The 23,752-nt window shown below is 60.8% G+C and carries 16 protein-coding genes and 1 tRNA gene; 2 read left to right on the top strand and 15 right to left on the bottom strand.

Features of this window, described 5'->3' with window-relative positions; genetic code table 11:
* Positions 1-1,365: an NRAMP family divalent metal transporter gene (locus ACWI6D_RS03180; protein ID WP_449133636.1), complete on the top strand. Its 1,365-nt coding sequence runs from the start codon at positions 1-3 to the stop codon at positions 1,363-1,365.
* A gap of 298 nt (positions 1,366-1,663) precedes the next feature.
* On the opposite strand, the gene ACWI6D_RS03175 is transcribed toward ACWI6D_RS03180, so the two are convergent.
* Positions 1,664-2,128, bottom strand: a complete 465-nt coding sequence (locus ACWI6D_RS03175; protein ID WP_302936765.1) for an RrF2 family transcriptional regulator — start codon at positions 2,126-2,128, stop codon at positions 1,664-1,666.
* Between the two features lie 266 nt (positions 2,129-2,394).
* On the opposite strand from ACWI6D_RS03175, the gene ACWI6D_RS03170 reads away from it, so the two are divergent.
* A complete protein-coding gene (locus tag ACWI6D_RS03170) occupies positions 2,395-3,012 on the top strand; it encodes a 5-formyltetrahydrofolate cyclo-ligase (protein ID WP_302936766.1) in 618 nt (205 codons plus the stop codon).
* A gap of 295 nt (positions 3,013-3,307) precedes the next feature.
* Here the strand turns inward: ACWI6D_RS03170 and ACWI6D_RS03165 are convergent, their stop codons facing one another.
* The 14 genes from ACWI6D_RS03165 to rplI form a co-directional block, all read right to left on the bottom strand.
* Complete coding sequence (locus tag ACWI6D_RS03165) at positions 3,308-4,954, bottom strand: Na+/H+ antiporter NhaC family protein (protein WP_449133635.1); 1,647 nt, start codon at positions 4,952-4,954, stop codon at positions 3,308-3,310.
* Positions 4,955-5,275: 321 nt separating this feature from the next.
* Positions 5,276-6,826 carry a sodium:solute symporter family protein gene (locus tag ACWI6D_RS03160; RefSeq protein WP_449133634.1) on the bottom strand — a complete coding sequence of 517 codons (1,551 nt, stop codon included), beginning with the start codon at positions 6,824-6,826 and terminating at the stop codon, positions 5,276-5,278.
* A 1,184-nt stretch (positions 6,827-8,010) separates the two neighbouring features.
* The gene (locus ACWI6D_RS03155; protein ID WP_449133633.1) at positions 8,011-9,252 is read right to left on the bottom strand and encodes a phenylacetate--CoA ligase family protein; all 1,242 of its coding nucleotides are present in this window, start codon (positions 9,250-9,252) and stop codon (positions 8,011-8,013) included.
* A gap of 480 nt (positions 9,253-9,732) precedes the next feature.
* Positions 9,733-10,329, bottom strand: coding sequence for a 2-oxoacid:acceptor oxidoreductase family protein (locus ACWI6D_RS03150; protein ID WP_449133632.1), 597 nt, complete (start codon positions 10,327-10,329; stop codon positions 9,733-9,735).
* Complete coding sequence (locus ACWI6D_RS03145) at positions 10,322-12,262, bottom strand: thiamine pyrophosphate-dependent enzyme (protein ID WP_449133631.1); 1,941 nt, start codon at positions 12,260-12,262, stop codon at positions 10,322-10,324. The genes ACWI6D_RS03150 and ACWI6D_RS03145 overlap by 8 nt, the downstream gene beginning before the upstream one ends.
* Positions 12,263-12,638: 376 nt before the next feature.
* On the bottom strand, positions 12,639-13,109 hold the full coding sequence (purE, locus tag ACWI6D_RS03140) for a 5-(carboxyamino)imidazole ribonucleotide mutase (RefSeq protein ID WP_129423477.1): 471 nt from the start codon (positions 13,107-13,109) through the stop codon (positions 12,639-12,641).
* Positions 13,110-13,466: 357 nt separating this feature from the next.
* Positions 13,467-13,542: transfer RNA gene (locus ACWI6D_RS03135), tRNA-Phe, on the bottom strand.
* A 203-nt stretch (positions 13,543-13,745) separates the two neighbouring features.
* Entirely contained in the window at positions 13,746-15,074 is a 1,329-nt protein-coding gene (locus tag ACWI6D_RS03130) for a coproporphyrinogen III oxidase family protein (RefSeq protein WP_449133630.1), read from the bottom strand.
* 153 nt (positions 15,075-15,227) lie between these two features.
* Entirely contained in the window at positions 15,228-16,520 is a 1,293-nt protein-coding gene (gene purD, locus ACWI6D_RS03125) for a phosphoribosylamine--glycine ligase (protein ID WP_288285609.1), read from the bottom strand.
* Between the two features lie 123 nt (positions 16,521-16,643).
* Positions 16,644-17,960 carry an adenylosuccinate synthase gene (locus ACWI6D_RS03120; RefSeq protein ID WP_129423483.1) on the bottom strand — a complete coding sequence of 439 codons (1,317 nt, stop codon included), beginning with the start codon at positions 17,958-17,960 and terminating at the stop codon, positions 16,644-16,646.
* Positions 17,961-18,005: 45 nt separating this feature from the next.
* The gene (locus ACWI6D_RS03115) at positions 18,006-20,186 is read right to left on the bottom strand and encodes an ATP-binding protein (RefSeq protein WP_449133629.1); all 2,181 of its coding nucleotides are present in this window, start codon (positions 20,184-20,186) and stop codon (positions 18,006-18,008) included.
* A complete protein-coding gene (locus ACWI6D_RS03110; RefSeq protein WP_449133628.1) occupies positions 20,183-21,469 on the bottom strand; it encodes a metallophosphoesterase family protein in 1,287 nt (428 codons plus the stop codon). The genes ACWI6D_RS03115 and ACWI6D_RS03110 overlap by 4 nt, the downstream gene beginning before the upstream one ends.
* A 36-nt stretch (positions 21,470-21,505) precedes the next feature.
* The gene (dnaB, locus tag ACWI6D_RS03105) at positions 21,506-22,918 is read right to left on the bottom strand and encodes a replicative DNA helicase (protein ID WP_449133627.1); all 1,413 of its coding nucleotides are present in this window, start codon (positions 22,916-22,918) and stop codon (positions 21,506-21,508) included.
* A 340-nt stretch (positions 22,919-23,258) separates the two neighbouring features.
* Positions 23,259-23,752 (bottom strand): 50S ribosomal protein L9 (rplI, locus tag ACWI6D_RS03100; protein ID WP_449133626.1); only part of this gene is annotated, 494 nt, incomplete at its 5' end.

Here is a 23,752-nt window from a genome sequence, read left to right as displayed (position 1 = left end):
ATGGTTTTGAAGCACAAGGGCAAAACCGCAGCCGCCGTCGACATCGACGCCTCTAATCCGCTTGAGCGCAGCAGCTTCAAAACCGGCGAGGCGGCACGCGGCCCCGAAGAGGCGCTGGACGCCAAAAACGCCCCTAAGCAGAAGAGCAAGCTGCTGCTTATCCTGGCCGCGCTGGGCCCCGGCATCGTCACGGCCATGGCCGGCAACGACGCTGGCGGCATTTCCACGTACTCCACCGTGGGCGCGCAGTTCGGCTTCGCCACGCTGTGGGTCATCCCCGTCATGTGCGTGCTGCTTATCGTGGTGGAAATGACCGCTGCGAAAATGGGCGCCGTCACCGGTAAAGGCTTCGCCGCGCTTATTCGCGAGTCGTTCGGCATCCGTTTGACGGCCCTGGCCATGTTTGCCCTGCTCATCGGCAATGTTTGCACCACGTTCTCCGAATTCGCCGGCATTGCATCGGGAATGGAGATGTTCGGCGTCACGAAATACGTGGCCGTGCCCGTGGCCGCGGTGGCTGTGTGGCTGCTTATCGTGGGCGGCAGCTATAAGCGCGTGGAGAAGGTGTTCCTTATCCTGTCGCTCGTGTTCCTAACGTACGTGGTGGCCGCGTTTTTGGCCGAGCCGAACTGGGAAGAAACGGCCATCAACACGTTTGTGCCCCACGTGGTGTCCGACCAAAGCTTCGTGTCGCTGGTCATTTCCATGATCGGCACCACCATTGCGCCATGGATGCTGTTCTTCAACCAAAGCAACGTGGTGGAGAAGGGCGTCACGCCCGACGATCTGTTTGCGCAGAAAGTCGACGTGGTGTCCGGTACCATCGCAGCTTGTTTGGTGGCCTGGTTCATCATCGTCACCACCGGCACCGTGCTATTCCCGCAGGGCATCACCATCAACGACGCCGCCGACGCGGCACGCGCGCTGGCACCGTTCGCAGGCCAATACGCCGAGGCGCTGTTCGCCATCGGCTTGATTGCCGCGTCGTTTTTGGCCGCGTGTGTTCTGCCGCTGACCACGGCGTTCGTTATCTGCGAGGCATTCGGCTGGGAAGCGGGCGTGTCCTTCAAATGGAAGGAAGCACCGCTGTTCAAGAGCATCTTCACGTTCGTCATCGTGTTCTCCGCCGTCATCGTACTGATCCCGAACATCAACCTTATGGGCGTCATGCTGATGGCGCAGTTCATCAACGGCCTGGTGCTGCCGGTGCTGCTGGTGTTCATGGCGCTGATCTCATCGGACAAGCGCGTGATGGGCAAGTACAAGTCCGGCCGCGTCACCCGCGTGCTCATCTGGATCACCGTGGCCATTGTTACCGTGCTGACGGCGGTGCTGCTGGTCATGCAAGTGCTCGGCATCGGATAGCGGTGCCCTGCTGCCCTACAAGCTCAACCATATGAGAAGAGGGAGGCCCCGAAAGCATCCCTCTTCTTGTTTTCAGGTGGCAGGAGCGAAGCCGGGTACCCCAAGCCGAAGAGCAGCGCACCTCTTGCCCGGCCGGGTCCTCTTGTGATTCTTCCCCGCGTCATCCACTCAACCAAATTGCTGCACGCGTGTACTCAATCGGCAGCAACGGACGCAACGCAATACGGCTCAACAGCAAAACCAACCGCAAAAAGGGGAGGCACAATGCCTCCCCTTTCGTTCGCTATTCGGTTCGCTGCTATTCAGCCAGCAAGCGATCGATTTGCTGCTGCATCTGATGCGCGATGAATTCGTTGTCGGGCTTTTCGCTGTGCATGTAGTCAAGCAGCATCTGCAGCGTCAAAGCCGACATGTGCGCGTCGATGCCGCGCTCCACCATGTTGCACGCCGACACAACGCTGCGCGCGATATCCGTTTGGCGCGTGGCGGCCTTTTTGCGCTTCGCGGGGCGCTTCTGGTCGTCCGCAAGCGCGTGCATCACATCGTAAACGCTAATCTGAGCTGGGTCTTTCGCAAGACTGTAGCCGCCGTGCTTACCAGGACGCGCGGCAATGATGCCCGCATTGCGCAGCAGCTGGGCAAGCTGAATAAGGTAATCGCGGGGAATGGACATCTCCTCCGCCACGTCGCGCGACGAGCACACCGTGCCCCTTTCTGCCAAATACAGCACTGTGCGCATCCCGTATTCAGTCGAAGCTTTCAAGCGTATAGCCTCCTTTAACATCCTCCGCTCGCACCCTCCAGGCGAGCATCGCAGGCTGACGCGTGCAGCGTATCAGCATCCCGCTCGTTGCAGGTGAAGCATACCAAAATGCCGCACCCTTGTCTTTTCATACCGCCAAAGCGAATCTTGTCGCTCATATTCCGCTTTGCGCATATGATTGTTAGATGAAGCAATGCCTAATATTCTAGTATATTACTGTGCTTTCGACCAGGGTATATAACCAGCCTACATGATTGGACTTCCCAATGGCATTAAAGGAATCTACCCGAAAACTTGTGCTCGAAAAACGCGATGCGATTCCAGCCGATCAGCGCGTAAAGAAAAGCCAGCGAATCTGCGATCAACTGACGCAAATCGCGCTTCAACATGTTGGCGAATCGTCGAATGCGTCAAGGAACGGGCTGTTCATTGCGGCCTACGAGCCTATGCGCAGCGAAGTTGACGTGCACCCGTTCTTCCGCGAAGCATTCGCGCGCGGGTGGCATGTTTGCCTGCCTTGCATGGCGAAGGATGCGGAAAGCGCCAAGGCGCGCATGGTGTTTTTCGAGCTGTCCGAGACGCGCATTTTCGACGAGCGTCCGGCATTTCTCGACCACCCGGCACGGCCGTTTCTGCTTGCCGACTTGCATGCCCAGGGATGGCACGAGATAGATGAGGTTCTGTTCGATATCGCGGTTATTCCCATGGTCGCGTTCGACAGCACGCTTATGCGCCTAGGATACGGCGGCGGCAACTACGACCGATTCCTGCCGAAGCTTCGCCCCGATTGCCTTGTTGCCGGCGTGGCGTTCGCCGAACAACAGATTCCCGTCGTCCCTACCGAGCCGCACGACCTATCGCTCCCCCGCATCATCAGCGCCTAGTCAGCAGCAAGCCGCCCGCTTGCAGGATTATTTGCAAGCAAAAGCGGCCTGAAGAGCTCGCATTGCGTAACGTTTGCCCCCTGTAAGCAACGCTCGTCAACTGCGGTTCCACCTGCAGCAATGCTGCAGCGACGCCCCCTTGGCAGGCAGCCCTGCGTCTTTTAACCAGGCAGCGCCTCCGGTCAACTCCTTCCTCATCGCATAAAAAGAGGGTGCCCACAGGCACCCTCTCATTTCGCTTGCTTTCGCCAACTTTCCGTCAGATTGTCAGCTTCTGCCGGCTTTTCGCCAGCCGCTATTTCTTCGCACCGAAGCTGGACTTATGCAGGCACAGCACGGCCACAACGGTCAGCACCACGCCAAGCGCCAGGGAAATCCACGGGTTCGCCGTGAAACCAGCCACGATGTAGCACACGAAGCACACCACCATGACGGTGGTGGCATACGGCAGCTGCGTGGCCACATGACGCAGGTGGTTGCACTTCGCGCCCGCCGACGACAGGATCGTCGTGTCAGAAATCGGCGAGATGTGGTCGCCGTACACAGCGCCGGCCAGCGTTGCGCCAACCGCCACCAGGAACAGCGGGTCGCCTTCGGGGAACACGCCCACCACGATGGGCAGAATCAGCGCGATGGTGCCCCAGCTGGTGCCCATGGCAAAGCCGATGAAGCCCGCCACCAGGAAGATAATGCACGGCAGAATGCCCAGGCCAACGCCCAAACCGTTCAGGAAATTGCTCACGAACTCGCCCGTGCCCAGCATGTAGCGGCAGCAGCCGCCCAAGCTCCACGCCAGCACCAAGATCATGATGGCGCCCACCATGGAGCGCACGCCTTCGGAGATGCTCTCCACGAAGCCGCTCAGCGTGGTCAGGCCACGCGGCAGGAACATGGCGCCAGCAACGCACAGCGCCACGGTGGCGCCGATGCACAGGCCGCTGACCGGGTCTTCGCCAACTGCGGTGGCGAAGTCGACGCCTTCGAAGAAGCCGCCCGTATACAGCATGCCCAGGATAGAAAACACGATGAGCACCAGAATAGGCACCACCAGGTCGTACACCTTGCCCTTTTCGGAGATGTTCAGGCCCTTGTACTCTTCCATGGCCGGCGCAGCGGACATCTCGATGTCAGACTGCTCGGTAACCACCGACTCCAGGTTCGTATGGTCATCAAGGTTCGCCTCGGCCTTGTCGGACAGGCCCATAGTGGCCATCTTCTCAAGCGCGCCGCCTTCGCGCACGATCTCGCCGCGCGCCTCTTCCTCAGCCGCGCGCATCGGGCCGTAATCGTTCTTGCCCGAGATCAGCATGAAGAACACGAAGAAGATGGTCAGCAGTGCATAGAAGTTGTACGGTATGGATTGTACGAACGTGGTGAAGCCGTCTTCGCCCAGATAACCGCCAACCGCAACGGCCCACGAGGACACCGGCGCGATGATGCACACCGGGGCAGCCGTGGAGTCGATGATCCATGCCAGCTTTTCGTGGCTGACGCGGAACTTGTCGGTGACGGGGCGCATAACAGCGCCGACCGTCAGGCAGTTGAAGTAGTCATCCACGAAGATGATGATGCCAAGCAGCGCCGTGAGCACCTGGGCCATCTTCGCGTTCTTGATATGGGTGGACACCCACTCCGCATACGCGCGGCTGCCGCCCGCCGTGGCGATGACCACGGTCAGCGCGCCCAGCAGCGCAAGGAATAGCAGCAGCGCTCCGTTGTCGGCGATTTGCATGGCCATGGCGCTGGGCACGTCGGTAAACGCCGTGATCAGCGGGTCGACGCCAACCCCGTTGAGGGTGAACTGGTAGATGACCATGCCCACGAACACGCCGATGGTCAGCGACGAGTACACCTCCTTCGTGACGAGCGCCAGAGCCAGCGCCAGCAGCGGCGGCACGATCGACCACGCGCCGGTGCTGATAAGCTCGAAAGCCTCTTCCATTTCCCTTCCCTTCCTAAACTCGATGAACTTGTTGCGCACCAGTATACCCACGTCAAGCGCCCACACGCAGACGATTCCGCAGACGGGTCCCACGCGAAACAAGGGGCTTAGGGCAAGCGCGCAAAAGTTCCCCCATGACTCGAAGCGCATTCAAGGCGCGGTACAAGCGCGTGGGCGGCTTTAGAAGACATCCATGCCACGAACTCGCTTCGACCCCCGCAGCTGCTAACAACCTGCCGCTTCAGCCCGCAAAACACGAGAGGAGGACTTGCAACAAGTCCCCCTCTCCCTGGTTCTACGTATGTTCAGCTAGAGCTTGCGCTATTTTGCTTCGCTTTCGGCGGCCAGTTCTTGCTGGTATTCGCGGTCGATGGCGCCTTCGGGCGTAGGCGGATTCACCTCGAACGGCACCGCCTTCGTGAACAGGCTGACCACCGGCACAATAACCAGCGACAGCAGCATGGCCAGCGCGCCGCAGTTGATGGGGCTGGCAATCAGCGGCGTGCCTATAAGCGCGAGCACCATGTTTCCGCTGGTCAGGCACACACCCACGATGAAGCTGCACCACACGGCCGCCTTGGAGATGCGACCGGAGTACAAGCCCCACAGGAACGGGCCCAAAAATGCGCCGGCAAGCGCGCCCCAGGAAATGCCCATGAGCTGCGCGATGAACGTGATAGACGAGTTGTACTGCACCAGCGCCAGCGCAGCGGACACCACGATGAACACCACGATCAGACCGCGCATCCAGCCGAGCTTCTTTTTCTCGCTCATGTCCTTCACCACGTTGCCCTGCAGCAGGTCAAGCGTCAGCGTGGACGACGAGGTGAGCACCAGCGACGACAGCGTGGACATGCTGGCCGAAAGCACCAGCACGATCACGATGCCGATGAGCAGGTCAGGCAGCGTGGACAGCATGGTGGGGATGATGGAGTCGTACACCGGGGCGCCGTTGGCACCCATCTCGATCTGATCAGCGTATAAGCGGCCGAAACCGCCCAGGAAGTAGCTGCCGCCAGCAACCACGAACGCGAACAGCGTGGAGATGATAGCGCCCTGCTTCACGGCCGGACCAGACTTGATGGCGTAAAACTTCTGCACCATCTGCGGCAGACCCCACGTGCCCAGGCTGGTCAGCACCACCACGCCAAGCAGGTTGAACAGGTCAGGGCCGAACATGCTGACGAACGGGCCGGCCATCTGCGAGCCCTCGGCAGGAATCTGCGACAGCGTGGTGATGGCCTCGCTGAAGCCGCCGTTGTTCAGGATGACCGCCGCGATAACGGCCACAATGCCGAACAGCATGACGATGCCCTGCAGAAAGTCGTTCATGACCGTGGCCATGTAGCCGCCAAGCACCACGTACAGGCAGGTGATAACGGCCATGCCGATGACGCATACCTCGTACGGCAGGCCGAATGCCATGCCGAACAGGCGCGACAGGCCGTTGTACACGCTGGCGGTGTAGGGGATCAGGAACACGAAGATGATGGCCGCGCTGGCAATGCGCAGGCCCTTCGACTTGAAGCGCTTGCCGAAGAACTCGGGCATGGTGGTGGCACCCAAGCGGTGCGTCATCTCGCGCGTACGCGGGCCGAGCACCCACCAGGCCAGCAAGCTGCCCAGAATGGCGTTGCCAATGCCGGCCCACACGGCGGCGATGCCGTATTTCCAGCCGAACTGGCCAGCGTAGCCGACGAACACCACAGCAGAGAAGTAGCTAGTGCCGTATGCGAACGCGCTCATCCAGGGGCCGACGTTGCGGCCGCCCAGCACGAAGCCATCGACGCTTGACGTTGTACGTCTGCAGTACAACCCTACGCCGACTGCCACGCCGACGAAAATCAAAACCATGCAGATTTTTGCAACCATTGGTCTATTCCTTTATCGAGGTCTATCGAGGTACAAATGACCCGACGCTGTGCATTTCACCAGGTCAAGCTGGCGTGAAATCAATTGGTTCGCTGCGTCGAGGAGCTTTGACGCGCGAAAAGCACGCGCCAAAGCGCAAAGGCGCACACGCGATTTGCCCGAGTTTCGCCAAACGAAAGCGCCGAAGAGCTAACGCACGGCAGCAAATCCCGTGTGCTAGATATATCGATAGGAATAGTAGGTGTAGAAGCAAGGCTCCATTGACCCGAATTCACCGGCCTTCATCCTCGCAAGATACATTGCCTGGACATCCGCGTTCGCAAGCGCAGTAGAGCGCATGAGCGCGGCAAGCTGCAGCTGCAGACGGCAGCGAGAAGATTCAGCGGTATGTCCCTGGGCGATGTTCATGGCGCATACTCTACCACACTATTTTGGTTTAGCGTTCACAATTTCTTCAACGGTTACGGAGATTATCCTCATATTTTGATTCTCAGTTTTGGAATATTACCCGTATTTCATTGCATACTTTCATTATAGGCGCAGCAATTATCCTATAGGTTTCGCATATATTTACACAGATTCGCAAATATGTTTCTTTTCGAAGGGAATCGTAACCAGTAACATACTTGGTGTCGGGAGAGCAATCCCCTTCGGTGAGCGACATGCCATCCCCTTTTACGCAGTCGCCACCGGCATTCCTGACATTGGTATGGTGTAGCGTCGGTGCCGCGTTTTCTCCTCATCGCGACATCGTGAACAACAACACTACATCGGTCGCGCGGCTATCGGCTGCCGACCACCCCTCCTCCTTGCCGACCCGCGTCCCCTCACCTATGGCGGGTCGGCCTTCTTATGCCTTGATGTGCCCGAATGGGACAAAGGGACTGTCCCTTTGTCCCATTCGGGCACGCCGGTGCGAGCAACAAAGCCTATCAAGAAGAATACATAGCGTCGAGCGAAAGCTCGACACCAAACAGAAAGCGCCAAAGGCGCGCCAGCAATTTCCCCATGAGTAAAATTTGGTGACGCGTCCTTTGGGCGCTGACTAAAAAGGGACGAGCTTTCGCTCGTCCCTACGATTTCGCTCGCATATCGATTTCAGGCCACATTCCCACACTTCGGCCGCATATCGATTTCCGGTCGCGTTCCCACGCTTCGGTCAAACTTCAACCTCGCCCCGTGTTCTAGTAGCGGCTGTCGAAGATGCGCTTCGTTTTCTTTTCGCTGCGCGGCAGCTCTCCCATGGGAACGCCCTTTGCTTCGGGCGTGCAGCCGATCTTCGCCTTGAAGATGGCCTCCAGCTGCGCCTCGCAACGCTCGAGCTCTTCGCCCTCAAGCGGCGTCTCAAACAGCACGGTCAGCACATCGTGCCCGTTCACGGCCTCGATCATCACCTGATACTCCGACGAAGCGCCGTCGGTGAACTGAATGACTTCCTCTATCTGCGCCGGGAACATGTTGCAGCCCTTCACCTTCACCATGTCGTCGGTGCGGCCCGTCAGGATGTCGATGCGCGGATGGTGGCAACCGTACGCGCACTTGCAGTCGCCCGGGATGATGCGCGTCAGATCGTGCGTGCGGTAGCGGATAAGCGGCGCGCCCTGCTTGCGCAGCGTGGTCAGCACCAGCTCGCCCACTTCGCCGTCGGGCAGCGGCTTGCCCGTCTTCGGGTCGACGATCTCGCAGTACACGTAGTCTTCCCAGATGTGCATGCCGTGGTGCTCGCTGCACGAAATGCCGATGCCCGGGCCGTACACCTCGGTCAAACCGTAGATGTCGAAGATCTCGATGCCCATCTCGTTGGCGATGCGGTTGCGCATCTTGTCGCCCCAACGCTCGGAGCCGATCACGCCTTTGCGCAGGTCAAGCTTATCGCGCAAGCCGCGTTTGCTGATTTCCTCGGCCAGCAGCAGCGCATAGCTGCTGGTGCCGGTGATAACGGTGGCGTGCAGGTCCTGCATCATCTTCAGCTGCTTTTCCGTGTTGCCGGGGCCCATGGGGATGGCCATGGCGCCCAAACGCTCGCAGCCCAGCTGAAAGCCGATGCCGGCAGTCCACAGGCCATAGCCCGGAGTGATCTGGATACGGTCCTTGTTCGTGATGCCCGCCGTTTCGTAGCAGCGCGCGAAAATGGTTGCCCAGTCGATGACGTCCTGCTGCGTGTACGGGATGATAACCGGCGTGCCCGTGGTGCCCGACGAGCTGTGGATGCGCACAACCTCTTCGTCGGGAACGGCCTGCAGTCCCAGCGGATACGCCTCGCGCAGGTCGGCCTTTTCCGAGAACGGCAGCTTCTCGAAATCTTCCTGCGTCTGCACGTCGGACAGGTCGATTCCCTCGAATTTCCGCGCATAGAACGACGAGCGGTCCTTCAGCGTTTTGAACTGGTTCTTGATGAGCTCAAGCTGCTCCGGCTTCATGTCCATAGTAATCTCCCTTGGTAGGTGACGAATGATTCGATTGAATAGCAGGAAAAGTGCGAAAGGCGCTTCAAGCCCGTAAGCGAAGGGCAAGCGTGAACATCCAAGCCCCAAGCCTTGCAGGTCTTGAAGCTAAAGCCATCGACCAGCCAACGCGGTGCGCGCGGCTATGCGGGAAGATATGTCGGCTACGAAAGTCATATCGCCATTGTAGGGCAAAACGCAGGGCGCTCAATCCCCAAATAGCGAAGACGGGGCCGAATTAGGCCCCATCGGTGAAACGTTTTGCATACTCGAAAGATGGTGCGCTCACGATGCGCGCCACAGTTTTGCGAAGACGTTGCGTCGGCGGCGAACCGCACGCATGGCAACCCTCGTTAACGCGCACGCAGCGGCAAGTCGCAACGTTTCATACGCGAGACCGCCATCGCGCGCAAACCGCGCGCCACATTTCCCAACGAGCAATCGCCCGCAATAGCCTACCAGCTACTCCGACACAGCAATATCCACGGCACGCAGATTCATGGCCACCAGCTTCGGCTTCACGCACGCGGCGATGGCGCTGCGCAGGTCATCCAAGCTGATAGGAATGCAACCCGTTTGCAGGGCTTTCGCCAGAAGCAGGTTGTTCAGCACCTTGCGGCTTCCCGCGGCCTCCACCAGCGCCTGGTCGTCCACGGGAATGAACGTGGCCTTCGTGCCCTCAAGCGCGCGCTGGATGTTCGCCACCACGTCGGTTGCGCGGTACGGGTCGGTGGACAGCGCCGCCGTGACGGGCTGCACCGCCGTGGTTGCCGCGACCAGCGTGCCCGCCGGCGCCAAGTACGGGAGCACGCGCGCAGCCTCGGCCGGCTCGAACGCGATGACCAGGTCGGCCATGCCGCGGCTTACCAGCGATGCGTGCACCGTTTCGCCCTTGTCGCCGATGCGCACGTGCGACACCACGTTGCCGCCGCGCTGCGCCATGCCGATGGTTTCGGCCGTGCGCACCTGCCAGCCCTTTTCAAGCGCCGCCTGGGCCAACAGCTTCGCCGCCAAAACGGTGCCCTGCCCGCCTACGCCTGCAAGTAAAACGTTAAGCATTGTCGGCCCCTTCCCTCTTCGCAACCTGAATGCAATCGAACGGGCACACCTGCGTGCACAGCCCGCAACCGTTGCACTGGCCGGGGTCGATGAACGCCTGGCCGCGCTGGCCGCTTTTCGGGCCGCGCGCGTCGGCGTCGAACCCAATGCCCGGGCAGCCGATCTCGGTGATGCACTTCTTGCAGCCGGTGCAGCGCTGCGCGTCAAGCACCACGGGGGCTTCGGGCTTGAACAGCTGCACGCACGGGCTTTCGAACAGAATGGCCGACGGACCCTCAAACTCGATGGCTTTCTTCGCAGCGTCGATGGATTGCTGCAGGTCAAGCGGGTTTGCGTGCACGATACATTCCATGCCAAGCGCCTCAAGCACGCGCTCGATGGAGATGGGCTTGCGCTTCGGGCCCATCAGCGTCACGCCCGTGCCCGGATGCGGCTGGCTGCCCGTCATGGCCGTGGTAGCGTTGTCAAGCACGCACAGCGTGAAGTCGTGGCCGTTGTACACCGCGTTGGCCACACCGGTCATGCCGCTGGCGAAGAACGTGGAGTCGCCGATGAACGCCAGCGCCTTCTTGCCGGGGTCGGCCACCGAAAAGCCCTGCGCCATGGTCACGCCGGCGCCCATGCACAGGCACGTGTCCACCGCGTCAAGCGGCATGGCGTTGCCCAGCGTGTAGCACCCGATGTCGCCGCAGTACACGGCCGGCGTCTTGCCGAGCGCGCGCTTCACCGCGTAGAAGCTGCCGCGATGCGGACAGCCCGGGCACAGCACCGGCGGACGCACGGGCAGCGGGAACTTGGGTTCGACCGATTCGTACGTTACGGGCGCTTCCACCTGCGCAAGCTCGGGAACGCCCAGGAACTTCGCCAAGCGCTCGACGATGTCGTCGACGTCGTTCTCGCCGCGGTCGCGTGCCTCGCCCGTCAGCTTTCCGTGCACGTTATATGCCGCGTGCGTTTTGCCGGCGTACGCCAGCAGCTCGTCTTCGATGACGTGGTCAAGCTCTTCGAACACGATGACGTCCGAAAGCCCGGCCGCGAACTTCTCGCACGTGCGCTCGGGGAACGGGAAGGGCGTGCCCACCTGCCAGAAGCGGTAGGCCGGCATATGGATGCCGCGCTCCTCGGCGCGCTGCTCTAAGATGCGCAGCGCCTCAAGCGCATACGCCGCCGACACGCCGCCCGCCACAATGCCGAAATGCGTGGATTCGCCCGCGATGCGGCGTTCGTCCATGGGGTTGAAGCGCGCGAAACGTTCGTCGGCGGCGTACGTCACCGCAATCTTGCGCAGACGCTCGTTGATTTCGCCATGGCCTTCGAAGGCGCGCTTCGGGAAGATGACCCAGCGCGAGTCACGCTGAAAGCCCTCTTCCGGCACCGGCTTGGCCTGCGTGCTTTGCGCAACGTCGAAGAACGTGGACGCATGGCAAACGCGCGTGGTGGGGCGCATGATGACCGGCGTTTTGTACTGCTCGGAAAGTTCGAACGCCGCCTGCATCATGGCGAAGCCCTGGTCGGGCGTGGCCGGATCGAGCACCGGCACCTTCGAAAAGTTGCCGAAGCGACGCGTGTCCTGCTCGGTTTGCGACGAGATGGGGCCCGGATCGTCTGCCACGAACAGCACCGTGCCGCCCTTGACGCCCACGTAGTTCAGGCTCATAAGCGCGTCGCTTGCCACGTTCAGGCCCACCTGCTTGCACGTGAACAGCGTGCGCGCGCCGCAATACGCCGCGCCGGCCAGCAGCTCAAGCGCGCTTTTCTCGTTCGTTGACCACTCGACGTGCACGCCCTGGGCGGACCCGTCCGCATGCAGCTTCGCGATTGTTTCGATTACCTCCGATGACGGCGTGCCCGGATAGCCGGCGACCACGCGGACGCCCGCCTCCAAGGCGGCATGGGCAAACGCCTCGTTGCCCATCAGCAATTGTTTCGTCATACGCTTCCCCACCTCAAAGCTGTGTTCTCTCAAGCAAAACGTAAGGCTGTTTCACGTGAAACAGCCGCTTTGTCGTCTGACTATGCACTCCATGATAGCAAAACGAAAGCGCCCCTCAGCTGCGCTTTCGATGCAAGGGCTGAATAGGTCGATGAAGCAAGATGGGGATTGGAATCGATTTCCTTGCTGCGAGGGGGATCTTCAATCTGCCGATGGTTTTCGCTTCAGCCCGCCTTCACCGCAAGTGAGACCACGGGCTTTTGACGAATCCGCCGATGACCTCTTCCCCGCTTGCCCGAAGCCCAACTTGCCCATTGACGCCCATAACAGCAAAGAAGGCGACGGGCCGTCCCGTCGCCTTCTCGAAAACGCGCTGTTACGCCTCGGCCATAGCCTTCTTCATGTCGATGATCTTCTGGCGTGCGCCGTCGCAACCCGTGCCCAGCATCTGCACCGCCAGGATGGCCGCGTTCTTGGCACCGTTGATGGCAACGGTGGCCACCGGCACGCCGGAGGGCATCTGCACCATGGAAAGCAGCGAATCCAGGCCACCCAGGTCGCTGGTTTTCATGGGCACGGCGATAACGGGATCGGGCGTGTAAGCCGCAACCACGCCACCCAAATGCGCAGCCTTGCCGGCAGCGGCGATGATGACCTTGATGCCGCGCTCATGCGCTGTGGACGCCCATTCGTGCACCTCGGCGGGCTTGCGGTGCGCGCTGGCAACCTTCACCTCGTACGGGACGCCGAACTCATCGAGCTGTTTCATGCACGGCTCCATGTTGGGCATGTCGCTTTCCGAGCCCATGATGATGCCGACAACCGGATTCTTGTGATCGCAAGACATTGTGCAACCCTTCCTTCGCGCGATTCTTTCCACAAGTAGTGTAGCGCGCAAGAAGAAGCCAACACGAAACCGCACGAAAGCCGAATAAAGCCGCAGGGATAGGAAGAGAGAACGCACGGAATGCCGAAGTGCCTGGCATACGTCAAATCGTGGGGTTGAGCGAAAGCTCAGCCGTTTTAATGCAGCGCCCAAAGGGCGCGTCACTGTTTTTTTTCGAATGCGCACACGCAATTCAAGCTAGTGATGCGCCTTCGGCGCTTTTGGATGGGTCGAGCTTGCGCTCGACGCTACGAGGTCCGTCCCCGAGGTAACCTCGATAGCAAAAAAGTAGGAGCCCGAAGGCTCCTACTGTGTTTATGGTGGTCGGAGGGGGACTTGAACCCTCGGCACGGGGATTTTCAGTCCCCTGCTCTACCAACTGAGCTACCCGACCAGAAGTCGTTCGTTTCGAACGCGAGTTAGTATAATACGGGAAGCATCCCGGTCCGTCAAGCGGTTTGAGAAAATTCTTTTCTCAAACCTCCCGTACGCTCGCAACATCCCGATTGCGCACAAGCAGCGCACCGTTTCCAGCTGCACAGCGCTCGTCGCCTTCGCGCGCAAAATCGCATAACGCTTAGCAGCAACCGCAAACCGCTACTTGCACTCGGCGCAGCCGCTGCCGAACAGCAGCTCCTTCTCTTCGCCAGGAAGCACCGCACGAGCCTGGTCGCGCAGGTTGTTCACGCCGATGAAGAACTGGCGCATCATCACCACCAGCAGGTAGCGGCCCTTCGGCGTAAGCGTCAGTTCGTCGGCGTTGTCGGTGGCGAACGCCCCCGACGCCTTCATGAACGCCATCTCCGCAGGCAGACCGCGCTCGACCGAGCAGCCGAAATCCTTCTTGAACTGGCGCTTGTCCAGACGCAGGCCGAACAGCTGCATCATGAAGCGATAGCGCATGCGGTCGCGCTTGCTGAACGTGGTCTTGCCCATGATGGACATGTGACCAGCCTCGATGCACTTGTTGTAATCCTTCACGCTAAACGTGTTCACGTACAGGTTGCTGCCCAGATACGTGATGCCGCCGCTGCCGATGGCCGGATACTCCTCGTAGTCCACCACGTACTCGTCGATCATGGCGTCCTCGCCTGCGGCCGACGTGTTACGCTTGTTGAACGTCCACGCGCTACCGTGCTCGAACAAATGCAGCGGGCCGCCCGTCAGAAGTTCGCAAATGATCTCGTAGTACTTCTGCTCGCGCGCGTAATCCACCTTGCCAACGGTGCGCGCCAGGCTGCGCTCAACCGACGGCGACGCCATCAGCGGGTAGAACGTCGTCTGCGTGCAACCGCTTTCGATGACGCGCTCGATGTCGTTGATGAGGATATCCTCGGTCTGCGCAGGGAAGTTGAAGATCATGTCCGCGTTCATGGACGTGAAGTACGGGCTGGCGTCCTGAATGCGCGCGATAATCTCCTGGCCGCTGCCGTACTTGTCGTAGCGGTCCATCTGCTTGAGCAGGCCGTCGTCGAAGCTTTGCACGCCAACGGACAGGCGCTGCACGCGCCCCTGCAGCTTGTCAAGGTAGCTGGGAATCAGATGGTTCGGGTTCGTTTCGCTGGAAACTTCCTTAATGTTGAACAGCTCGCGCGCCTGATCGATGGTGTCGCACAGTTCATCGATCATGATAGTGGGCGTGCCGCCGCCAATGTAGACGCTGTCGAAGTCGTAGCCCAAGTCCTTCAGCATGCGCATTTCCTTGCGCATGTTCTCGAAGTACGGGCGTGCGCGCTCCTCGGAGAACGGGAAGCGGTTGAAGCTGCAATACGGGCACAAGCGCTCGCAGAACGGCACGTGCATGTACAGCATATAGCGCTGACCAGGCACGGGAGCCGGCATCATCACTTCATCGGTCGGTTTCAGTTTCAGGTATTGGTTCGTGCACTGGCGAACCACCGTGGTAAGCAAACGCTCGGACAGCATGTTTCGCGTGCTCCTTCTCTCGTCATAAGTAAACGGTAGGAATTATATCCTACCGTTTAAGTCTCATATAATCTTAACGAAGCCTTCAAGCGGTCAGCTCGAGTTCTTCACCGTCCAAGCGCGCCGCGCGGACAGACGCGCCAAGCGTGCCGTTTACGCCCAGGCACCGCGACCGGCGGCCGCCTTCGCACCGATGTCGGTGCGAAGCTGCTTGCCCTCGAAGTTGATGACGTCGCAAGCCTCGTAGGCCTTTTCGCGCGCCTCGTCGAACGTCTTGCCAAGCGCAACCACGTTCAACACGCGCCCGCCGGCCGTAACCAGCTCGCCATCGGCGTTGCGGGCGGTGCCGGCATGGAACACCGTCACGCCGTCCATGGCCTCGGCGTCCTCGACGCCGAGGATGACCTTACCCTTCTCGTACTTGCCCGGGTAGCCCGCCGAAGCAAGCACCACGCACACGGCCCATTGGTCGTCCCACGCCAGGTCGATGTCGTCGGGACGGCCTTCGGCCACGGCCATCATCACGTCCACCAGGTCGTTCTGCAAACGCGGCAGCACCACCTGCGTTTCCGGATCGCCGAAGCGGGCGTTGTACTCAAGCACCTTCGGGCCTTCGGGCGTCAGCATGAAGCCGCCGTACAGCACGCCGCGGTAGTCGTGCTCAAACGGCGCGCGGGCCGTTGCGGCCGCGGCCGTCTGCATGACCTGCTGCATGGTCTCAAGCTCTTCGGGCGTCACGATCGGCACCGGCGAGTACACGCCCATGCCACCGGTGTTCGGACCCTTGTCGCCATCGAAAGCGCGCTTGTGGTCCTGCGCCGTGGCCATGCAATGCGCCTTGCCGCCGGAAACGAACGCCAGAAGCGAGCACTCGGGGCCGGTCAGGCACTCCTCCACCAGCACCTTCGAGCCTGCGTCGCCGAACGCACCGTCGAAGCAGCTGCGAACGGCTTCTTCGGCCTCTTCGATGGTCTGCGCAACCACAACGCCCTTGCCAGCGGCCAGGCCGTCGGCCTTCACCACAACGGGGGCGCCCAGCTCGCGCACGTAGGCCAGCGCCGGCTCAAGCTCGGTGAAGCTGCCGTAGCGCGCCGTGGGGATGCCGTTGGCCTCCATGAATTCCTTGCTGTAGGTTTTGCTACCCTCAAGCTGCGCACCCTGCGCGTCGGGGCCGAACACGGCCACACCAGCCGCGCGCAGCACGTCGGCCACGCCGGCAACCAGCGGAGCTTCCGGGCCGATGACCACCAGGTCGATGGCGTGCTGCTGCACAAAGGCCAGCACCGCTTCGCCATCTTCGGCATTCAAGCCCGCAACGTTTTGCGCGATGTCGGACGTGCCGCCGTTGCCGGGAGCAACGAAAAGCTCGTCAGTGCGCGCAGATTTAGCCAACGCCCACGTGATGGCATGCTCGCGACCGCCGCCGCCCAAAACCAGGATGTTCATGAATGACAACCTCCCAAGTGTCCGAATGTCGTTTTCCGAGGTAATACGCGCGTGCGGGCCTGCAGCTTAGCAGCCCCGCACGATAATGCACTTCTATTTCACGCTGATGCCGACAAGCAAGGTTTAGCCCTGCCAGCCGCGCATGATGGTTTGGTCGCGATCGGGGCCAACGGCCACGATGCTGATCGGCACGCCGATGGTGCGCTCGAGGTATTCCACGTAGGACTTGGCGTTTTCCGGCAGCTCGTCGAACGTACGGCATCCGGTGATGTCCTCGCCCTTCCAGCCCGGCAGCTCCTCGTAGATGGGCTTGGCGTGGAACAGCACGCTTTGCTGCATGGGGAAATAATCGTAGCGCTCGCCGTTGCACTCGTAGGCAACGCACACCTTGATGGTATCGAACGCGGAAAGCACGTCGAGCTTCGTGAGCGCCACGTCCGTCAGGCCGTTCACGTCAGCCGCATAGCGCGCGATGACCGCGTCGAACCAGCCGCAGCGGCGCTTGCGGCCGGTGGTCACGCCGTATTCGTGGCCCACCTGGCACAGCGTTTCGCCCTCTTCGGCCTCGATGCCTTCGCCACCGTCTTCAGCGTACTTGAGCTCGGTGGGGAAAGGACCGCCGCCGACGCGCGTGATGTAGGCCTTCTGAATGCCCAACACGCGGTCGATGTTGACCGGGCCCACGCCCGAACCCGTGGCCGCGCCGCCGGCGCAGCACGAAGAGGACGTGACGTAGGGGTACGTGCCGTGGTCGATGTCGAGCAGCGTGCCTTGCGCGCCCTCGAACAGGATGGACTTGCCGGCGCGCACGGCGTCGTTGAGCATCTGGCTGGTTTCGGCCATGTACTGCTTGAGGATGCGGGCGTACGGCAGGTACTCTTCGCAAATCTCCTCCACCGTGTAGGTATGCAGGCCGTAGATCTTCTCGAGGATGGCGTTTTTCTGCACCAGCGCCGTTTCAACCTTCAGGCGGAAAATCTTCTCGTCCATAAGGTCCTGGATGCGGATGCCTTTGCGGGCAACCTTGTCCTGGTAGCACGGGCCGATGCCGCGCTTCGTGGTGCCGATCTTGTGCTCGCCCAGGCTTTTCTCGTCCGCGCCGTCAAGATCTTTGTGGTACGGCATGATCACATGCGCGTCGCAGCTGATCTTGAGGTTCTTGCAGGAGATGCCCTCGGCTTCCAGCATGGCCATTTCCTTGACCAGCACGCCGGGGTCGACCACAACGCCGTTGCCGATGACCGGGATGGCGTTCTCGTACATGACGCCGGACGGCATCAGGTGCAGCGCCAGCTTTTTGTCGCCGTGAATCACGGTGTGGCCGGCGTTGTTGCCGCCCTGATAACGAACGACATAGTCGTATTTGCTTGCGATAAGATCGGTAATCTTGCCTTTACCTTCGTCGCCCCACTGGGCGCCAACCAGAACGGTGTTCGGCATGTGTGCGCATCCTTTCAGTTACTGTGTCGCAACCCTCACAGTTTACTACAGAACCACTTCATTCAACGACGAATCGGCCAGGCGCATCGTATCGACGATTTCTTCATGGCACGTCAACATGATCACCTGGCGATGACGCGCCAGCTCCGCCAGCGCGCGGGCGGCAGCCGCGCGGCGCTTGGAATCGAAGTTCACCAGAATGTCGTCGGCGATGATGGGGATGTTGCGCCCCACGTTGTCGGCCGTGATAAGCAACGCGATGCGCAGCGCCAGGTATAGCTGCTGGCACGTACCCAGCGAAAGGTGCAGCGGTTCGCGCGTGGTCAGCATGTCGTTGGAAACCTGCAGGCGGCCTTCCCTGCTCATGGAGACGCTTGTCCATTTGCCGTCGGTCATGTCGGCAAGCAGCTTGCTGGCGCGCGCATACACCTCGGGCTGGCTTTTGCTCTCCCACGCCGCGATGGCCGTTTCCAGCATGCGGCGCGCAAGCAGCAGCTTGGCGAATTCCATGGCGCTCTGATCGCGGCGCGTTTGCAGCTCTTGGTAGCGCAGCTTGAGCTCGTCGAACGTGCGCTCCGATCTGCCGTGTGCCAGAATTTGGCTAAGCTCGCCATAACGCCTGTTCAGATGCTCGCTGTTTTCCATCAAGCCCTCGCGTTGCCGCGTTTTGCGCGCAACGAACGCGTCCACGGCCTCGATGGTGCCGCGCTCGGGGCGAAAACCCATGTCCTCGTACAGCGCTTTGCGGGTGTTTATGGACGCATCCAGCGTTTCCTCAAGCGCCGTGCGTCGCGACACCAGCGCTTGCCGGCGCTGCAGGTACAGCGCGTTGCTGGCGCGCATGTCGCGCGCCTCGTCCAGAAGCGTGCGCGCGTGGCGCAGCGAGTCTTTCGCTTCCGAAAGGCCCATCTCCGCCAGCTCGTTTTCCACGCGCACACGGTGTTGCTCCTGCTCAGCGCAACATGTTTCAAGCTTTTTCTTGTCCTGCAACATCACCCAGCGCGCATCTTGCACGCGCGCATCTGCCGCTTCGGCCTTCTTGTTCGGCTTGAACAGCAACGCCAGGGAAGCCGCCGCCAAAATGACCGCCACCAACACCAAGCAGAAGCCCAGCGCCGTGAATGATAGGCTGGTGATTTCGCGGCCGTGCATGAACAGAGGAAGGCCCGCGGACATGAACGCCACCGGCAGTGCGATGGACAGCGCTACCTGCACGTATTGCTGCCGACGTGCCGCCTGAGCAATTGCCTGCTCGTCATCGGCCTCAAGCAGCGCCTCGTACGACGCCTTCGAGGTGGCGAAATTGTCGCGTGCCAGGTCAACGGCGTGTTCGAACTTGGCGTTTTCGGCCGCCAGCACCTCGATGCGGTCGCGCAGGTGCCGCTCTTCGGTGGCCGTGATGCCCGCAAGCTGCACCGCGTGCTCTTTCTGGGCCGAACGGTGCTCGCGACGCAGGTCGTCTTCCTGCTCGCGCAGATCCGCAATCTTCGCCTGCAGATCGCCCGTTTCAGCTTCCAGCTTCTCAAGCGTCTTGCGGTTTGCCGTCAGCATCTCGATCGATGCGTTCAGCTCGCTGATCTTCGTCAGCAGGTCCTCGCGCTGAGGGGCAAGCTCGGCGAACTCTTCGCTTTCGCGCTTGAGCTTCTCGACGCGCTCCGTCTCCTGCGCAATCTGCTCGCGAACAGCATCCTGCTCGCGCTCGATGTTCACCAGAGAGTTTTCCGCCGCCTGCGCACGCGACGTGAACGAGGCCAAACGCTGCTGCAGCTCCGCCAGCGCATGCGCCGGGGACGCGCCCGTGCCCGAGCCCGCCGTCAGCAGCTTCGCCGCCACATCGGACGTGTTCTTCAAGCGGCGCAGCTCATCGCTTGAAAGGCTGAACATGGTGCGATACGTTTCGCGGTCGATGTCGGCCGCCACGGAAACGTCCCCCTGCAGCCCATCGGCGTTGCGCACGCGCGTGACCTGCGCCGTTTCGCCCGTTTGTTCATCGGCGAACACCAGCGTGCCCGAGCGCTCCGCGTTTGCCGGCTTGTACGTGTTGCGCAGGCCGCGCGCCTCTTCCCAACCGAACAGCACGCCGCCCACAAACTGCGACAACGTGGTTTTGCCCGCCTCGTTTTGACCGAACACCACATTCAGATGCGGCCCGAATGGCCCCACCACGCGGTTCGAGAACGCGCCGAACGCATCGATTTTCGCATGCTTCAAATACTTTCCGCTCATTGGTCTTCACCCCAAGACAGCAGGTCAAGCACCAAATTCTCGGCCTCTTTCGTCAACTTGTCCACTTTACCAGCGCACGCGGCGGGCATCTGCAGGTTGCGGTCGATGAACTCGGCCTGCAAAAACGCCACTGCATCTTCCTTGTTCTCGATTTGATCGTCGGCCACGCGCATCAACACCGCCGGGAACAGCCCTTCAGAGCGAAGCGCCTGCTCATCGCGCGGTTCGACCGTCGCGTCCACCAGCGTGTCGCAGAAAAACGACGAGTACGAGTCGTTCACGTGCTTGCGCAAGTCCTCGATGACGTCCGGGCGGCTCAGCACCTCGTGCAGCTTCGTTTTGCCCACCAGCGTGATGCGAGAGATCATCTCCTCGCAATGCGCTTTGCTGTTGGCGCGGAACTGCTCGCGCATAATCTTGTCGCCCACCTCGGGCAACGTTGCGCATTCCTCGACGTTCACGTCAAGGCGCTGCCACACCACGCTTGCCGTGGGGATATATTCCAGCTGCGGCGCGGCGCCTTCCGCAAGCGTCACGGCCATCACACCGCGCGTGCCCGTCTCCTTGATGTCGCGCCCCTGGATGCACCCCGAGAACGCTATGCGCGGATTTTCCTTGCTGGGATAGAGGTAACGCATATGAATATGCCCGCAAGCCCAGTAATCCATGCCGGCGTTCATAAGCACCGAAGGGTTCACCGGCGCCTTGATGGGGTCAAGGTTCAGCCCCGTGTGCAGCACGCCAATGGAAAACGGTGCCTCGGCCGCACGCGGACGAGCAGGCGAAAGCGCCTGAATGGCCGCTTGGCGTGTCAGGCCATCGGCGATGCACTCGTCCATGGGCCACGTTTGGTTATAGTAGCCGCGCCCCGCGATGATGCACGCAGGTTGGCCGTCTTTCTCGAACAGCTCGAACCCGGGGTGGTCGGCCGCAAGCATGCGCACGTTATCCGGCAGCGCGAACATACTTTGCTGCCACGACGTAAACGGATCGTGGTTGCCTGTGATCATGTACACGGGAATGCCCGCGGCGCCAAGCGTGCGCATTCCCTCGAAAAAGTGCAGGTAGTCGCCATACGACGCGCGCGAAGCATCGAAGATGTCGCCCGCAATCACCACGAAGTCAACCTGCCGCTTCACCGCCGCATCGATCATACGGTCGAACGATTCGGCGATAGCCTGAATCAGCCGCGCGGCCCACAACTCGGAAACCTGCGCAAGCCCGCGAAAAGGCGCACCAAGGTGAAGGTCGGCGGAATGAAGGAATGTCAGGCTCTTCGTCATGCAGCAGGCACGGCTCCTATCTTTTGCGTTGCTTCTTTACATATACCCGGGCACGCGAGAATCGTCAACGAAGTCCATGAAGCGCGTGTACTCGGCGTTGAACGCCAGCGTGATGTCGCGCGTGGGACCGTTGCGGTGCTTCGCCACGATCAGCTCGGCCGTTCCCAGGTCGGGGCGGTCTTCGCTTTCGGCTTCCATCTCGTCCATGCTTCGGTCGATGAACATAACGATGTCGGCGTCTTGCTCGATAGCGCCGGATTCACGCAGGTCGGAAAGCATGGGGCGCTTCTTGCCGCGCATCTCAACGGCGCGGGACAGCTGCGACAGAGCAATAACGGGCATGTCCATCTCCTTGGCAAGCACCTTCAAGCCACGCGAGATTTCTGCGACCTCAACGGCGCGGTTGCCGTCGCGACGCGCCTGCGGAGGCTGCATAAGCTGCAAGTAGTCAACGATGATGAGTCCTTTTTCCGCGTCGCGCAGTTCGCGGCGGGCCTTTGCGCGCAGCTCCAAGATGGAAAGCGCCGGCGTGTCGTCGAACTCGATTTTCAACTTCGAAAGGTTACTCGAAGCCTCGATGATGGCCGCCCAGTCGGCGTCTTGCACCTGACCTGCGCGCAGCTTCGACAAGCTGACGCGCGCTTCCGAAGCCAAAACACGTTGTACCAGCTGAGAGGCGCTCATTTCCAGCGACAGGAACGCCACGGTTGCGCCCAGCTTCGCCGCGCTGGTTGCAAGGTTCAGCACGAACGCCGTCTTGCCGACACCAGGACGCGCCGCAAGAATAACCAGGTCGCCGCCGCGAAAACCGTGGAACAGGTCATCGACATCTTTGAAACCAGATGCCACGCCGGAAATCTTGTTCTCCTGCGCCGCCATTTCCTGCAATTCTTCGAAGGCGTCGACCAGCAACGTGTCGATGCCCGTGAACGCCGACGAAACGCGCTGCTCGGTAACGCGGAACAGCGTTTTCTCCGCCGACTCCACCACCACGCCTAAATCGTCGGGCGCATCGTAGGCCATGGCCTTGATTTCCTCGGACGCTCGGATAAGGTCGCGCAAAATAGCGGTGCGCTTAACGATTTCAACGTGGTTTTGCCAGTTCGTCAGAGCGAACGTGTTCGAGGAAAGCTCAAGCAGGTACGACCTGCCGCCCACAGCTTCAAGCTGTCCGGCAGCATTGAGGTTGTCTGCCACCGAGATCTGATCGATGGGGATATGGCGCACGTACAGGTCCACCATCGACTCGAAAATACGCTGATGGGAAGCGCGGTAGAAGTTCTCGGGAACCAGCTTCGCCGCCACGTCCTCAATGGCCGCAGGAGTCAACATGCACGCCGCCAACACCGATTTCTCAGCTTCAATGTTCTGAGGCTCCACTTTTCGGTTTGGCTGCGTACCGGCAACCTCAGGCGCGAAATCGGGATTGTAGGGAACGTCAACGGGCATGTGTCATCCTTTCTTTGCTTCGGCTATTTTACCGCAGCCTACACGGCACGCCGATTTTCCATCGCCCCTTTACGGTACATGGCGTGCTCTACGCTCGCGCAAGATGCAACCTTTGGCAGGACGAGACCAACAAGCAGCATTACAGCATCAAGGCGAACGTAACGAACAGCTGTTGGCCCGCTATTCGATGGTGTCAACCCAGCCTAATGGCATGCACGCACCCCACACCACCCGCGCCGCGCCGCACCATGTCATCACAAGCAGACCCGCACCATGGGCGAAAAAAATCCCCGCACCGAAACGATGCGGGGATGCAAAAGTCTTCAAAAAAGACGCTGCGTTATTCAGCAGCCTCTTCCGTTGCGACTTCCTCAGCCTCGGGAGCAGCCTCTTCGGCCTCTTCCTCAGCCTCAACCTCGTCGATGCCGACGAGCAGGGTCACCGTGGCCTTGATGTCACGGTAGATGGAGATGACAACCTCGTGCTGACCAGCCGTCTTGATGGCCTTGCCAGCCTCAATACGACGACGGTCGATCTCGACGCCCAGGGACTCCTTGATGGCCTCGGCGATCTGAGCGGCGGTAACGGAGCCGAACAGCTGGCCCTCTTCGCCGACCTTCGCGTCAACCTTCACGGAAGCACCGTCAAGCGCAGCCTGCAGCTTGGCAGCGTCGGCCAGGCGAGCCTCTTCGCGCTTAGCGATGTTCTTCTTGCGCATCTCCAGCTGCTTCAGGTTGCCCTTCGTAGCCAGGATGGCGATGCCCTGCGGCATCAGGTAGTTGTTGGCAAAACCGGGGGCCACGTCCACGACGTCGCCTTCGCCGCCCTTGCCCT

Source organism: Senegalimassilia sp. (assembly GCF_977052095.1).
The sequence above is the reverse complement of the archived record's forward strand: the minus strand, read 5'-3'. Positions and strand labels throughout refer to the sequence as shown.